The organism is Acinetobacter pullicarnis (assembly GCF_006352475.1).
Classification (GTDB): domain Bacteria; phylum Pseudomonadota; class Gammaproteobacteria; order Pseudomonadales; family Moraxellaceae; genus Acinetobacter; species Acinetobacter pullicarnis.
In genome coordinates, this window is the sequence record NZ_VCMZ01000001.1 from 2,754,208 (window position 1) to 2,767,792 (window position 13,585).

13 protein-coding genes are annotated in these 13,585 nt (G+C 39.6%); 9 read left to right on the forward strand and 4 right to left on the reverse strand.

What is annotated here, in order from left to right; all coding sequences use genetic code 11:
• Positions 1–121: 121 nt before the first annotated feature.
• The 6 genes from tssH to FD716_RS12165 all read left to right on the forward strand — a co-directional run bounded on the left by tssH (position 122) and on the right by FD716_RS12165 (position 8,017).
• On the forward strand, positions 122–2,899 hold the full coding sequence (gene tssH / locus FD716_RS12140) for a type VI secretion system ATPase TssH (protein WP_139852578.1): 2,778 nt from the start codon (positions 122–124) through the stop codon (positions 2,897–2,899).
• A 91-nt stretch (positions 2,900–2,990) separates the two neighbouring features.
• Positions 2,991–4,082 carry a type VI secretion system protein TssA gene (gene tssA / locus FD716_RS12145; RefSeq protein ID WP_139853680.1) on the forward strand — a complete coding sequence of 364 codons (1,092 nt, stop codon included), beginning with the start codon at positions 2,991–2,993 and terminating at the stop codon, positions 4,080–4,082.
• 6 nt (positions 4,083–4,088) lie between these two features.
• Positions 4,089–5,453: a type VI secretion system baseplate subunit TssK gene (gene tssK / locus FD716_RS12150; RefSeq protein WP_139852579.1), complete on the forward strand. Its 1,365-nt coding sequence runs from the start codon at positions 4,089–4,091 to the stop codon at positions 5,451–5,453.
• 127 nt (positions 5,454–5,580) lie between these two features.
• The gene (gene icmH, locus FD716_RS12155) at positions 5,581–6,384 is read left to right on the forward strand and encodes a type IVB secretion system protein IcmH/DotU (RefSeq protein ID WP_139852580.1); all 804 of its coding nucleotides are present in this window, start codon (positions 5,581–5,583) and stop codon (positions 6,382–6,384) included.
• 12 nt (positions 6,385–6,396) lie between these two features.
• The gene (locus FD716_RS12160) at positions 6,397–7,041 is read left to right on the forward strand and encodes a hypothetical protein (protein ID WP_139852581.1); all 645 of its coding nucleotides are present in this window, start codon (positions 6,397–6,399) and stop codon (positions 7,039–7,041) included.
• Position 7,042: 1 nt separating this feature from the next.
• Complete coding sequence (locus FD716_RS12165; protein ID WP_139852582.1) at positions 7,043–8,017, forward strand: M15 family metallopeptidase; 975 nt, start codon at positions 7,043–7,045, stop codon at positions 8,015–8,017.
• Between the two features lie 380 nt (positions 8,018–8,397).
• Here the strand turns inward: FD716_RS12165 and FD716_RS19095 are convergent, their stop codons facing one another.
• The 3 genes from FD716_RS19095 to FD716_RS12175 form a co-directional block, all read right to left on the reverse strand.
• On the reverse strand, positions 8,398–8,511 hold the full coding sequence (locus tag FD716_RS19095; protein ID WP_228714947.1) for a hypothetical protein: 114 nt from the start codon (positions 8,509–8,511) through the stop codon (positions 8,398–8,400).
• Positions 8,512–9,163: 652 nt separating this feature from the next.
• Positions 9,164–9,466 (reverse strand): hypothetical protein, encoded by a 303-nt coding sequence (locus FD716_RS12170; RefSeq protein WP_139852583.1) that lies wholly within the window; start codon positions 9,464–9,466, stop codon positions 9,164–9,166.
• Between the two features lie 103 nt (positions 9,467–9,569).
• The gene (locus FD716_RS12175) at positions 9,570–10,178 is read right to left on the reverse strand and encodes a LysE/ArgO family amino acid transporter (protein ID WP_139852584.1); all 609 of its coding nucleotides are present in this window, start codon (positions 10,176–10,178) and stop codon (positions 9,570–9,572) included.
• A 107-nt stretch (positions 10,179–10,285) separates the two neighbouring features.
• Here FD716_RS12175 and FD716_RS12180 point away from each other — a divergent pair, with 107 nt between their 5' ends.
• Positions 10,286–11,206: a LysR family transcriptional regulator ArgP gene (locus FD716_RS12180; RefSeq protein WP_139852585.1), complete on the forward strand. Its 921-nt coding sequence runs from the start codon at positions 10,286–10,288 to the stop codon at positions 11,204–11,206.
• A 19-nt stretch (positions 11,207–11,225) separates the two neighbouring features.
• On the opposite strand, the gene FD716_RS12185 is transcribed toward FD716_RS12180, so the two are convergent.
• Positions 11,226–11,813: a nicotinate-nicotinamide nucleotide adenylyltransferase gene (locus FD716_RS12185; protein WP_139852586.1), complete on the reverse strand. Its 588-nt coding sequence runs from the start codon at positions 11,811–11,813 to the stop codon at positions 11,226–11,228.
• Positions 11,814–11,914: 101 nt separating this feature from the next.
• On the opposite strand from FD716_RS12185, the gene FD716_RS12190 reads away from it, so the two are divergent.
• Both FD716_RS12190 and FD716_RS12195 read left to right on the forward strand, forming a co-directional pair.
• Complete coding sequence (locus FD716_RS12190; RefSeq protein WP_139852587.1) at positions 11,915–12,715, forward strand: enoyl-CoA hydratase-related protein; 801 nt, start codon at positions 11,915–11,917, stop codon at positions 12,713–12,715.
• A 227-nt stretch (positions 12,716–12,942) separates the two neighbouring features.
• Entirely contained in the window at positions 12,943–13,521 is a 579-nt protein-coding gene (locus tag FD716_RS12195; protein WP_139852588.1) for a DJ-1/PfpI family protein, read from the forward strand.
• Positions 13,522–13,585: the final 64 nt, after the last annotated feature.

Sequence of the window (13,585 nt, forward strand, 5' to 3'; positions counted from 1 at the left end):
TATGTGAGATAAAGGACTCGACCAAAAAAGGAAATGGCACAAAACCTAACGCAAATAAAATTATAATCAATTGTTTTTTATAGTTAATCTTTAATAAATTTAAAATAAATCGAGCATTCCAATGTCTAATTTAAAAGTTTTAATTACAAAGCTCTCCGCGCCAACACGTCGTGCCTTAGAACAATCAGCAAACTATTGTATTAGCGAAAAAAATTATGAAATTGAAATTGAGCACTTATTTTATGAACTGCTTAACCATCAAGAAAATAACGACATAAGTATATTATTAAGAAAATATAAAACATCTAGGCGAGCATTATCTACAGATCTACGACAGGCTATTTCGCTTTTAGCAAAAGGTAATATGCGCACCCCGATTTTTGCCAAGTCAATGGTGCAGCTGTTCGAACAAGCATGGTTATTGGCCAGTGCAGAACAAAACCCGACCATTCGAAGTGGGCATTTGCTGGTGGCATTATTAACCGCACCCGATTTATATCAATTGGCGATTCGTGCTTCGAACCTATTTGATCTAATTCCAATCGATACACTCAAACATAAATTTATAGATGACTGCCAAGAGAGTATTGAACACATCAGCCAGACCGCAGCCCAGCCCAGTCATCGACTAGATCCAACGCATCCAACGCATCCAACCGCACAATGCACCACAATTAAAAACCAGTTACATCATACTGAAATTAAAACTCTGGCATTAAATCAATATACCGTCAATCTCACTGAAAAGGCTAAAAATGCAGAGATTGATCCTGTTATAGGGCGTGAATTTGAAATTCGCCTCATCATCGATATCTTAATGCGACGCCGGCAAAACAATCCAATTCTGACTGGCGAACCGGGGGTCGGTAAAACTGCTGTCGTTGAGGGTTTAGCACTTAAAATTGTTCAGCATCAAGTGCCTGATGCACTCAAAAATGTACAACTCCATGTACTTGATATTGGTCTTTTGCAAGCAGGAGCCAGCATAAAAGGTGAGTTCGAAAACCGTTTAAAACAAGTCATCAGCGAAGTTCAAAGTGCCAGCCATCCTATTATTTTATTTATAGATGAAGCACATACGATGATTGGTGCTGGTGGACAAGCTGGTCAAAATGATGCTGCAAACTTACTAAAGCCTGCATTGGCGCGTGGTGAACTACGTACCATTGCAGCAACAACTTGGGCTGAATATAAGCAATACTTTGAAAAAGATGCCGCCTTAAGCCGTCGCTTCCAAGTGATCAAAATTGCTGAACCAAGTCCTGAAGCTGCTGTCGATATGCTACGCGCCATGATTCCAGTCATGACTAAACATTTTAATTTACAAATTGATGATGAAGCAATTCGCACAGCGGTCTACGCATCCCATCGTTATATCAGTGGTCGTCAACTTCCCGACAAAGCCGTAAGCGTTTTAGATACTGCCGCAGCGCGGGTAGCACTGACACAAACGGCTCAGCCGGTAAAGCTAGAGCAACTTCGTGCGCAGCAGCATAATCTACAGCTTGAACTTAATATTATTCAACAGGAACAGCGACATACAAACATTCATCAACCCCGTATCGAACAACTGAATCAATTCCTCAGACAACAGCAACAAGAGATCGCGACCACAGAGAAAAAGTGGCAATCCGAGCTTACTTTAGTCAATCAGATCAATGCATTAGAGCTTGAAAACAACACAAATACAGCTGCAACACTGACTCAGCTCAAGATGCAACTCAGCCAAGTTCAAGCCCAAGAAACTTTGGTCTTTCCACGCGTAAATTCACAAATTGTGAATGAAATTATTGCAGATTGGACGGGTATTCCGATCGGTAAAATGTTGCAAGATGAGATTCAACAGATCTTAAATTTAAAAGAAAAATTGGCTGAACGCATTCTCGGTCAAGACCATGCACTCGAACAATTACTACATGGCATTAAAACATCAAAAGCCCAACTTGAAGACCCCAATAAACCACAAGGTGTTTTTTTCTTAGTCGGTCCAAGTGGTGTCGGTAAAACTGAAACAGCACTGGCACTCGCAGATGAACTTTATGGTGGTGCCTCACATCTGATCAGTATTAACATGTCTGAATATCAAGAAGCACATAGTGTCTCTGCACTCAAAGGAGCACCACCCGGCTATGTCGGTTATGGCCAAGGCGGCATCTTGACCGAAGCCGTTAAACGCAATCCCTATAGTGTGATTCTGCTCGATGAAATTGAAAAAGCGCACCCTGATGTACAGGAGTTATTTTATCAAGTCTTTGATAAAGGACGACTTGAAGACGGTGAAGGTCAAGTTATTAACTTTAAAAATACCACTATTTTGCTAACCTCCAATGTCGGTTCCAGCACTATTATGCAAGCTTGCTTAAATCACCCTGTCGCTGAATGGCCAGATGTTGAAATACTACTGTCAAAACTTAAGCCAATCTTATATCAGAATTTTAAAGCGGCCTTTCTAGCACGTATGCGGATTGTGCCTTATTACCCATTACATGATGATTTGCTGCAACGCATCATTCAACACAAGCTTCACAAAATCAGCGCACGTATTGAGCAGCAATATGCCATTCAAGTTGAATATTCCACTGATTTAATAACGCTTTTATTAGACCGTTGTCGTGAAGTCGACAGCGGTGCACGCAATGTTGAACATATTCTAAATGGCTCTGTACTACCCGAGCTCGCCACAACCATTTTAGTCGCTTTAAGTGAACAGAGACTTCCTAAAACAATTCGAATCGTGGTCGATGATGCACAAATATCCTATCAACTCGACCCGAAGAAAAAGCGCCTAGCCAATAGCGTAACACCTCCAAAAATTAAGCCAAGCACCGCTGCTAAAAATAGCTTTAAAGCCCACACTAAAACAGCCTCAAAGGATCAACACACGACGGAGTCTCACTAAGATCAGCAGAGAATACAATACGTTGAAAAAATAAAATAATGACATAAGCAATAACGCGATATGCCAAATAACAATAAAAGAGTAAGTGATGATGGATTTAGACCTGTACCCTTTACAACATGCAATTTCTACAGATCAACCTTGTGGAGTAGATCTCGCATTTTCCCAAGCCTTTCATGACATAAAAATAGCCAGAACTCATGATGATGTGTTGTTAGATCAAGGTGATTGGATTACAGAACCAAAGCAAGCGGACTGGTCCTTTGTCGCATTAAAGTCCACAGAATTACTCAGCCAACAAACCAAAGATATTCGTCTACTGACTTGGCTAACCGAAGCATGGTCACATCTCTATGGTTTTGCAGGAATTGCTGCTGCAATTGAACTTTCACATCAGCTACTACAACAATATTGGACTGAGATCCATCCACGGATTGAAGAGCAAGACCTCGACCAACGCTTGGGCTTGCTCCAAGGCCTACTCAATCAACTCCCGACCTTAATCAAACTGGTTCCACTTAATCAGCAACAACCCTGTTACAACGTGCTTGATTACGAAAATATTTTATATCAGCACAATAATCGGCTTAAACATTCAGAGACTATAAATGCAGCAACGCGGATTGAAATTGAACAGTTTGAATTGGCGATTGCCACAAACTCAGAAAGTGAGTTACGTAAACTTGATCAAGAGGTTACAGAAATTCTCAAACACTGGGAACAGTTAAAACAAGTCCTCAATCAACTGATGACACACGATGCGCCACGCTTTTCGCATGTCGATACCCAGTTACAGAGCATACAAAAAAACATTCAAAAAGTTCTGAAAATCGATCATTCCCCCACATCAAATGCCATCCCAACCGTAATAGTTCGATCACCTCCAACAACACCTCCCCCAAACTTGCCGATGTTCAATAGCATGGCTGATTTTAAATTCTCATCACAAAATCATTGTCAGAATCGTCAACAAGCCCTGTTGGTTTTACAAGAAATCTCAGATTATTTCGAACTGCATGAACCTCATAGCCCCGTCAGTTATATGCTCAAAAAAACGATTCACTGGAGTCAACTTCCACTACATGAATGGCTAACACAAGTCATTAAAAATGAGAATCCGCTTGAATCTATTCAAGAATTACTTGGGGTTCAATCCAATCGCAATGAATCAACGCATGGATAATCTATTATGTTTAAAGCAGAAAAAATACTCTGGGGCGAAGGCCTATTCTTACGTCCACAACATTTTCAGCTGCAAGACCGCTATCACGAGCAGCATTTAAATCACACCATTCGTGCAACCATTGCATTTGCTTATGGTATTCAACAACTTCGCTTTGATGAAGCCCAATTAAATACCCATCTCCTGGCCTTAGAGAAAGTTCAAATGATTTGGCAGGATGGCGAAATTTATGCAGCACCCAGTCAAGACTTACTGCCTGAGCCGATTCAACTGGATGAATTACAAATGGATGCTGAGATGCTGATTTATTTAGCATTACCCATTGTTCAAGCCAATAAACGCAATGTCTGCTTTGATGAAAAATTACAACCAAGTCGTTACCACGCCTATTTACTGGAAACTCATGACTTGTTTACTGACGCAGCCGTAGCTGGTATTACGCTCCTACGACGCCGTGCCCAATTTAAGTTACTCAGTCTGCATGCCGATCTTGAACATGAAGTTGATGGTTTTCTCTATTTGCCGATCGGAAAAATTAAAAGGAAAAATACAGGCAGTTTTGAGCTAGATAGTGATTTTATTCCGCCGATTCTGCATATTGAATCCAGCCCTGTTTTAATTAACAATCTAAAGCGTACGCTCAATGTGATCAAAGCCAAAATTAAAACTATTCAATCCAATAATCGTGAAAATGAACAAAAACTGATTGAGTTTCGCTCTGGTGATATTGTCTCCTTTTGGCTAGTCAACGCGCTCAATACCGCACACGCCAGTCTCCACCACCTTTTGCAAAATGCACAAGTTCATCCTGAGCGACTCTATTGTGAATTGCTACGTTTAACTGGCTCGCTGCTGACCTTTTCAACAGCCTATGAGATCGAGCAATTACCGCCCTATAAACACCATCATCTACAGCAAAGTTTTCAACAACTTGATGTTATTCTTCGTGATTTATTAGATACCATTATTTCTAATCGTTATATCAGCATTGCCTTAAAAGAAACTCGTCCTTCTTATTGGGTTGGTCGTTTGGAAAGTGACAAAATCAATCGGGAGAGCCGTATTTATTTGGCCATTTCCAGTACCGTTATGCAAACACATGAATTGGTACAAATTGTCCCACTACGCTTTAAAGTCGGTACCAATATTGATGTCGAACAACGTGTAGTTTCAGCCTTACCCGCAGTGCCCTTGCACCATCTCATGCAAGTCCCAAGTGCAATACCAGTCCGGTCAGGTGTTAGTTATTTTGAAATTGAACCACATCATGAACTGTATCAACGCATGTTAGATTCAGAAGGTATTTGCATCTATGTCCCAGCAGGCTTTCAAGAGCTCAGCCTAGAGGTCATTGCTGTCATCAACAACTAATCACTAAAAACGAATGACCAGAGTGACTTAAACCATAATGACTCAAACTAACACAAGACAATAATTATTTTATAAACAACTCATTAAGTTAAATATAGCCAAGAGAATAATGACAAGGACCATCATAATGAATCAAAGCAATAATGCCTCCTCGCTGCTTGAATCCGATCAGCAGCGTCTAGCTGCATATCCACAAATTGAGCCTAGATCCCATAAAGCGGTGAATCTAATTGATTTATTCTACGATGGTTTCTATATCGTATTTTTATTGAAAAATGGCTATGTACCAGAAGACGCTGAAGCATTTCGGGAAAAAATCTTAGCCTTAATCAATCGTTTTGAGCAGCAAGCTAAAAAGTTGCAATTCTCTCTAGAAGATATTGAAGATGCCAAATATGCATACTGTGCATTACTGGATGAAACCGTAGTCACTCAAACGGATCCACGTCTTTTCAATTTACAGAACATATGGCTAATCAATCCTTTACAACTAAATTTATTTGGTTCGCAATTGGCAGGAGATCAATTCTTTGAGCATCTGGAACAATTACGCAGCAAAGGCAAAGACCGTTTAGCAAGCTTAGAAATCCTTTACTACTGTTTACTCTTGGGCTTTCAAGGAAAGTACCGAATTGGATCAGTTGAGCATTTAAAGCATTTGGTCACACGCGTAGGTGATGAAATTGAATACTTAAAAGGTAAAAAAAATGCTTTTGCCCCATATGCCGCTCTCCCCGATCAAATCAGGAATATCATTCATCATGAATTGCCATTTCTATGGATGTTGATTCTATTGTTGTTTTTTAGCTTACTGACTTTTGCAGGGCTGCGTTATATGTTGGCAAGTGATGAATATGCAGCGTTATTACCTTATAAAAATATTATTCAACCTGCCAGAGAGCAGGCAAACATTATCATCTATTTACCTTAAAAGATTCCGATTATGCCACAGCAAAAACCCAATTCAGTTCGCATACTACAGGCTAAATACAAGAACAAATCGCCTAAAAAAACCATGCTGCATCTGCTGATTGGTTTTATTGCAGGTGTCATCTTCTGCGTTGTGTTTATTTTTCTGACTGCAAATCGTTCACCAACATCAACAGCGCCCCCCCGATTGGATTACCCCTTAAATAGTCCTCCAAACACACCTTCAGGCAGTTCGAATCGTGCTGAGGAAGTTCAGACCAGTCATCAATATTTGAATCAACTTAATCAACAACCCAATGATGCGCATCCGTTTCAGACAATGCCTCACCCCACACCAGTCAATAACACTGAGCTCAGTCATTTATTCAAACATCCTTCCGCCACTGTAAAACCAGTTGAAGCCATCGAAATAAGCCCATTTCAGCAAATCCAACAGCAGCAAGCTAAAAATAAGACAGTACGCCCCAAACAAACTCAAACTCAAACTCAAACTCAAACTCAAAACAATTCAGCCAACCATCTCCGCGCAGAAACACCACAGAACAATCGAAAAGTTATTGAAAATACTGGGATTGCCACTGAAGTCAGTGATAGCCCGACAATCGACAAGACGCCTCCCGTGAAAATCCTAATCACAGTAAAACCCAAAGAAAATTAAAATGATTTATTTTATTTGCTTTGGGTTTATTTGCTTAGCCATGAGTTTGAGCTTGCTGATGTCTTATACATTACGCTTAAAACTGAAGCAATATTTCATATCAATACGGATTTCAAGCCTGCGGAAATGGCTAAAGTTTCGTATTTTCGCACAACAATTCAACCATGCTGCCGCTGCAGAGCATACCCAGCAGCATTGGTATTTACAGCAATGGTGGGTATTAATTGCTGGTTTATTTTTATTTTCCAGCATTTTGTTATTTGCTTTTAATCGACCAATCCCTGCCAATAAAATAGAGGCTGAATATCTAAAAACAACCGATCCACAAATTTATCATTTATTAAAGGGTGAGATGCTCACTCCACCACCAGTTATTGATGAAGCATTAATTAATGCCGCCATTGTGCAAGCGCAAACAAGCGAAGTCGATCCAATACCATCCGATCAGCTCGGTCAAATAATAGAAGCAATCGATCCAAATGAAGTCAGTGATCGCTATGCTTCACTGAATACTGATTTAGTTCATCGTAAGTGGGATCGTATGAATCCGCGGTATAAACAACGTCTATTAATGGTCTTTAAAATCATGAAACAGCAATATCATTATGACTTGGTCTTACTTGAGGGTTATCGTAGCCCTGCTCGGCAAAATAAGCTTGCCAGTAATCCAAATACGACTCGAGCTCAAGCCTATCAAAGCTATCACCAATTTGGTTTGGCCGCAGATATTGCCTTTTTACGTGAAGGTAAAGTCATTATTTCTGAAAAAGATCCATGGGCAATGCAGGCTTATGCACGTTACGGTGAGGTTGCTGAATCGGTTGGTTTAACATGGGGGGGACATTGGAAATCAATTAAAGATTATGGTCATAGTGAATATCGTCTACCCGGTTTAAAAAAGACTGCCGAGATAGCGCAACAGTTAAGCAGTGAAGGTCAACTCGCAACTGACAAAAGCCGAGAAAATAACTTTTGAATGAGCCCGTATCAGCGATGCTCTATTAAAAGATGGCATTATACTGTGCCTGTTTCACTTGCAGGACATTATAAAGGAAATACTGACTACTCAGCCAAATTGTCTGAATCAGTATTATCTATGAGAGCAAAAAATAGCAGCTCATTTAAAAGTTCAAGTATTTTCTTGGCTAACTGGACAAGCTAAAGCAATTTAAAGTAGTTGATCGACCATCAATTTAACTATTGATTTCAAATAAATTATTATCTTTTTATTTATAGGTCTAGCAACAACATAGCATGATATCTATGCGATTCACTTCAAGCCTTCTATTTATTTGAGTATATTGATGAGCTATTTTTATAGGCTTAGCATAAACTAAGCCCTATAGATCCATCCAGTTACTCAGGATTGATCAAGTATAGAAAAACAATCAAACAAATCAGAACAATCGTACTTATTGTTAAATATATGCCCACGCTATTAAAACTACGAATAAACTTACGTAACTCCATTTACCCCTCTCTATTATAAATAGTATCCTTTAATAAATTCACCAGGAAAAATATTCCTTAATTTATTAAATCCACTAAGATGATTTAAAATATAATTTTGGATTATAGTTTATTGCAAGCATACATGATAGTGTTTAAAACATCAGGTTCAATACAAAGAAGATTGATTATTTTTACTAAAGAAATCAAAAACTATTAAGTATTATTTGATTGTAACTTTAGTATCTTTAATTTATGTAACCACGCTATCAAGTTAAAGAAAATAGCATTCTTCACCTCTAAAACACCACGCATACCCATTTTATTTTATTTTAATTAGAATCTTCACTCTCAATAGATGATGCATATCGACTGGGTTAAATGAATATTTTTCTATTATACCCTGCAGCATCAATAGAAAATATAAAATCAGTTTCGTCAAAACCAATGCGACCTACATGATGTAGAAAACGAGATAAAATAGTCAAGATGACTTAAATTGAATTATTAATCGCAATTATATTCTTGGGCTTAATACGCTAAAACGCCATGACTATCTTAAAAACCTTTCGGCATAATTGAGTGACTAATCAATATCTTTTTATTTTAGATCAGTTTTAAGTCGTTGAGTAAACGTAATATAGACCTAATTAAATCACGCAGTTGAACCAGCTCACTCAGTATTCAACACATTAACCAAGCGATTAAAAGTACTTTTTATTTTGTTAATTTCATCAGGTAAAGCAAGAATAATGAAAAGCAGCTCATTCATATCTACATCGAAAACTTCAATTGAAACAGTGCCACTCGACCAACAATCAACTAAACCTATTTTCTGATATATTTCTAACTCAAACCGCACCAGATCACCAAAGTCCTGCGCAATAGTCTTTGGATAAAATGATTTTTGAATCATTGTCGTTTTGGGTAACTGCTGTTGGATAATATTCTCAAAAAAAGACTCCCAACGGTTCATATCTCTTACCTCATACCGCTCAGCCTAAATGAAAGTTGTGTGCAATGATTTTCAGCGAGCGGTCAAAGGACATTACTTCGAAATTTCTCATACCAATAACGTCTTATAAACTCATCAGCAGCAACGACGTCGCAATTCCCCACATCATAACCCCAATCATCATATCTAAAATACGCCATGCTTTTGCACTTTGAAATATTGGGGTCAGTAAACGTGCACCATAACCTAAACTAAAAAAGAACAGCCAAGATGCAGTAATTGCACCTAAAGTAAAATACAGTTTGCTTGTCTCAAATGATGCCGAAATCGCGCCAATCAAAACCACAGTGTCTAAATAAACATGCGGATTCAACCAAGTTAGGGCCAAACATATTAAAATAATCTTCCAAGGTTTATACGACTGTGTCGCTGCTTGCAACTGCATATTTTGTAATGTATAAGCCTGATAAAAATGTTGTGCACCATACCAAAATAAAAATGCCGCACCGAAATATTTCGCAAGCAACATGGCCTGTGGATAATGCAAAATGAGTTGTGAAAAACCCAATACCCCAAAACTAATTAATAGCGAGTCAGATAACGCACACACTAAACATACCCAGAAAACTGACTGCTGTTTGAGACCTTGTTTAAGCACGAATGCATTTTGTGCACCAATCGCAAGGATCAGTCCAAGACTCACGGCAAAACCTTGAAAATAGGTGGAGAGCATGTTTTAACCTTCTCTTTTTAAAGCTGTGCTGATTATCTATATTTTTATACAAAAGTGAGTATTATTAAAAAAATATCATCATAACTAAATTTTTCTTAGGTCATCTTGTGTTACAGAGCAAACAAAGTGAAGCATTTTTAGCAGTCATGGAAACCGGCAGTTTTGAGGCTGCAGCAGAAAAACTGTATTTGACTGCATCTGCAGTAACTTTACGCATCCAAAGTTTAGAAAAGGCCTTGGGGCATATTTTACTGATTCGAGAACGTCCCTGTCGTGCCACCAAAGCTGGACAGATGTTACTTGAACACCTACAACATACACGACTGATTCAAGAAAGTTTTTTACAAGATTTACAGGGTAAAGCGGAAAATAGTCAGTTCTATAAAGTGCGTATCGGCAGCAATGCCGATAGTCTAGCCACTTGGCTATTGCCAGCATTACAACATTGTTTGATTGAGCAACAGATTGCACTTGAACTTAAAATTGAGGATCAGACCCAAACCCACCACTTACTCGAAACGGGTTTAGTCAATGCCTGTATATCGACCGAGCAGCAACCAATGAAAGGCTGTGTCGCCAAACCACTCGGTTTAATGCGTTATAAACTGGTGGCAACGCCCACATTTAAAACCGATTGGTTTGCACAAGGCATTAATCGTGACAGTCTGAGCCAAGCCCCAGCAGTGATTTTTAATACTCAAGACCATATGCACGCAGCGCTGCTACTGGAAAATTTTGGTTTACACCCCCAAGCTTATCCGCATCACTTTATCCCCTCCTCGACTGCATTTTTAGCAATGATCGAACTCGGTTTAGGCTATGGCTTGGTGCCGCTGATTCAAATGCAAGATCAACTCGAACAAGGCACATTACTGGAATTGGCAGCAAATAGTCCTGTCGACGTCATGCTGTATTGGCATCATTGGAAGCGCCAATCCGCAGCACTCGAAAAGTTGACCACAACAATTTTAGAACAATCACGTCATTACTTAAGCCCAGCAGCAATCAACAACAATCGCCACCAGTAACAAATCAGCAGGCAAAACTCTAGGGTTCAACCACATCAAGTTCAAGGTCGGAGGGGTCACGTTGTAAATATTTTTGCTGTAATTGTCGATAAATCGGAGTCTGTTGAAAGGCAATTAAAAAGGCAATACTACCGAGTGGAAAGGCAGCTTCCACAATTTCACCACGATAATAGGCTTCACGTAATGGTGTAGCCGAAATCGAACCCTTTAAGCTTTCAAGTTCAAGTAGTTTCCACTCTGGAAATAGCTCTAAATAATAGGAAGAGTCATCTTTGAAATGGCCAATTAAACCGATATTGCTATTGGGCTTAAGCTGCGTATTCACTTGTGACTTGGTTAGGGCAACCCATTTTGCATCATCATAAACATCAATCACATGGACAAACTTAATCCGCTGCTGGTCTGCGGCAGAAAAGTTTGAAAGGATCATTTGCTCGCGTTCAGCCGCGGTAAAAGGATTTTTAATATTACGTTGATCTTGTGCCGAACCTAACGCTAAAATCACCTGCTGGCTATGCTGCAAAGCAATTAAAATCGTTTGCATATGTGCCAAATGAAAAGGTTGGAAACGGCCAATAAAAACCAGATAGTCAAATCGTTCAGTCATAATTCATCATGTTTTTATGAACACTGTAGTCACACCCTTGAATTTAATCTAGGCTACACTGAGCTTCATAAATATATTTAAACGTAAACAAGGATAGTACGATGACACTTCGTTGTATTCAACAGCCACATCAACATTTAAATGCAACTTTAGAACACGGCATCCTTACATTGGCGATTCAACGTCCAGAAGCCAAGAATGCGCTCTATAGTGAATTGTATTTATGGATCGCAGCAGCTTTAGACGAAGCTGATCAATCTCGCGATGTTCGTGTGGTCATTTTACGTGGTGCCGATGCTGACTTTACTGCCGGCAACGACATGCAAGATTTTATGAAATTTGTACAAATGCCATTAGATGGAAAAGCGGGTGATGGCCCTCCCTTTGTTTTGCTTAAAGCCGCAGCAAAGTTTTCTAAGCCATTGATTGCTGCTGTACGCGGTGTCGCGATTGGGATTGGTGTAACTGTCTTGTTGCATGCCGATTTGGTCTATAGCGATAATACGGCGCTGTTCCAAATTCCGTTTGTGAGCCTTGGACTTTCGCCAGAAGGCGCGGCAAGTAAACTCCTGATTCAACAAGCGGGCTATCACAAAGCCGCAGAACTACTGTTCACTGCACAGAAATTCAACAGTGAAAAAGCGTTGAATGCAGGTTTAGTCAATAGCATTGAAACAGATGTTTATGCACATGCACAGCAACAAGCGCAGATCTTGGCTGCGCTCCCATTGGCTTCACTGAAACAGACCAAAGCCTTGATGAAGCATAATTTACAAGAGATCGTCGATTGTATTGATAATGAAGCCGATATCTTTATGCAGCGTGTGGCTCAACCAGAAATGATGGAAGCTGTACAAGCCTTTATGCAAAAGCGTAAACCAGATTTCACCCAATTCAACTAAGCGTATTTTAAGCATGTTTAATCATGCTTAAATGATTCTAAGGCAGACTTGATCATGATCAAGTCTGCTTTTTTTATGACTGTTTCAGGTACAGCACCTTGCCATCTTTGTCATTTAATTTATTGAATGATAAGTCATTCCTTTAAATCGCATTTTAATTGGGTAAGTAGCTGTGCTATGGTCAGTTTGAAATTTGTACAACCATAATGCATAGAGCGAGAGAAAAAATGTCTAAACAAATTCTAATGTTAGTTGGTGACTATGCCGAAGATTATGAAACCATGGTGCCATTTCAATTTTTAACAGGCCTTGGCTATACCGTACATGCCGTTTGTCCTGACAAAAAAGTAGGTGACAGCATTGCAACCGCAATTCATGACTTTGAAGGTGAGCAAACCTATAGTGAAAAACGTGGTCATAACTTTGCGATTAACTATGATTTTAATCTTGTAAACACGCAAGACTATGTTGGTCTAGTGATTCCAGGTGGTCGCGCCCCTGAATATCTGCGTATGAATGAGCGTGTCATTTGTATCGTTCGCGAATTTGATGCCGTGCAAAAACCAATAGCTTCGGTTTGTCATGGTGCACAACTTTTAGCAGCAGCTGACATACTCAAAGGTCGAGTATGCTCTGCTTATCCTGCTTGTGCGGCTGAAGTGAAAATGGCGGGTGGTCAATATGCTGATATTGCAGTCACAGACGCCATTACCGACGGGCATTTGGTCACTGCACCAGCTTGGCCTGCACATCCAGCGTGGATGGCACAATTTGTGAAAGCTTTAGGCGCCACTATTCAGATCTAATCCACTTCGCTTTTCCGTATGCAAAGCCTTAGCATTTGCTTGAGGCTTTGCACACTTTAGCATC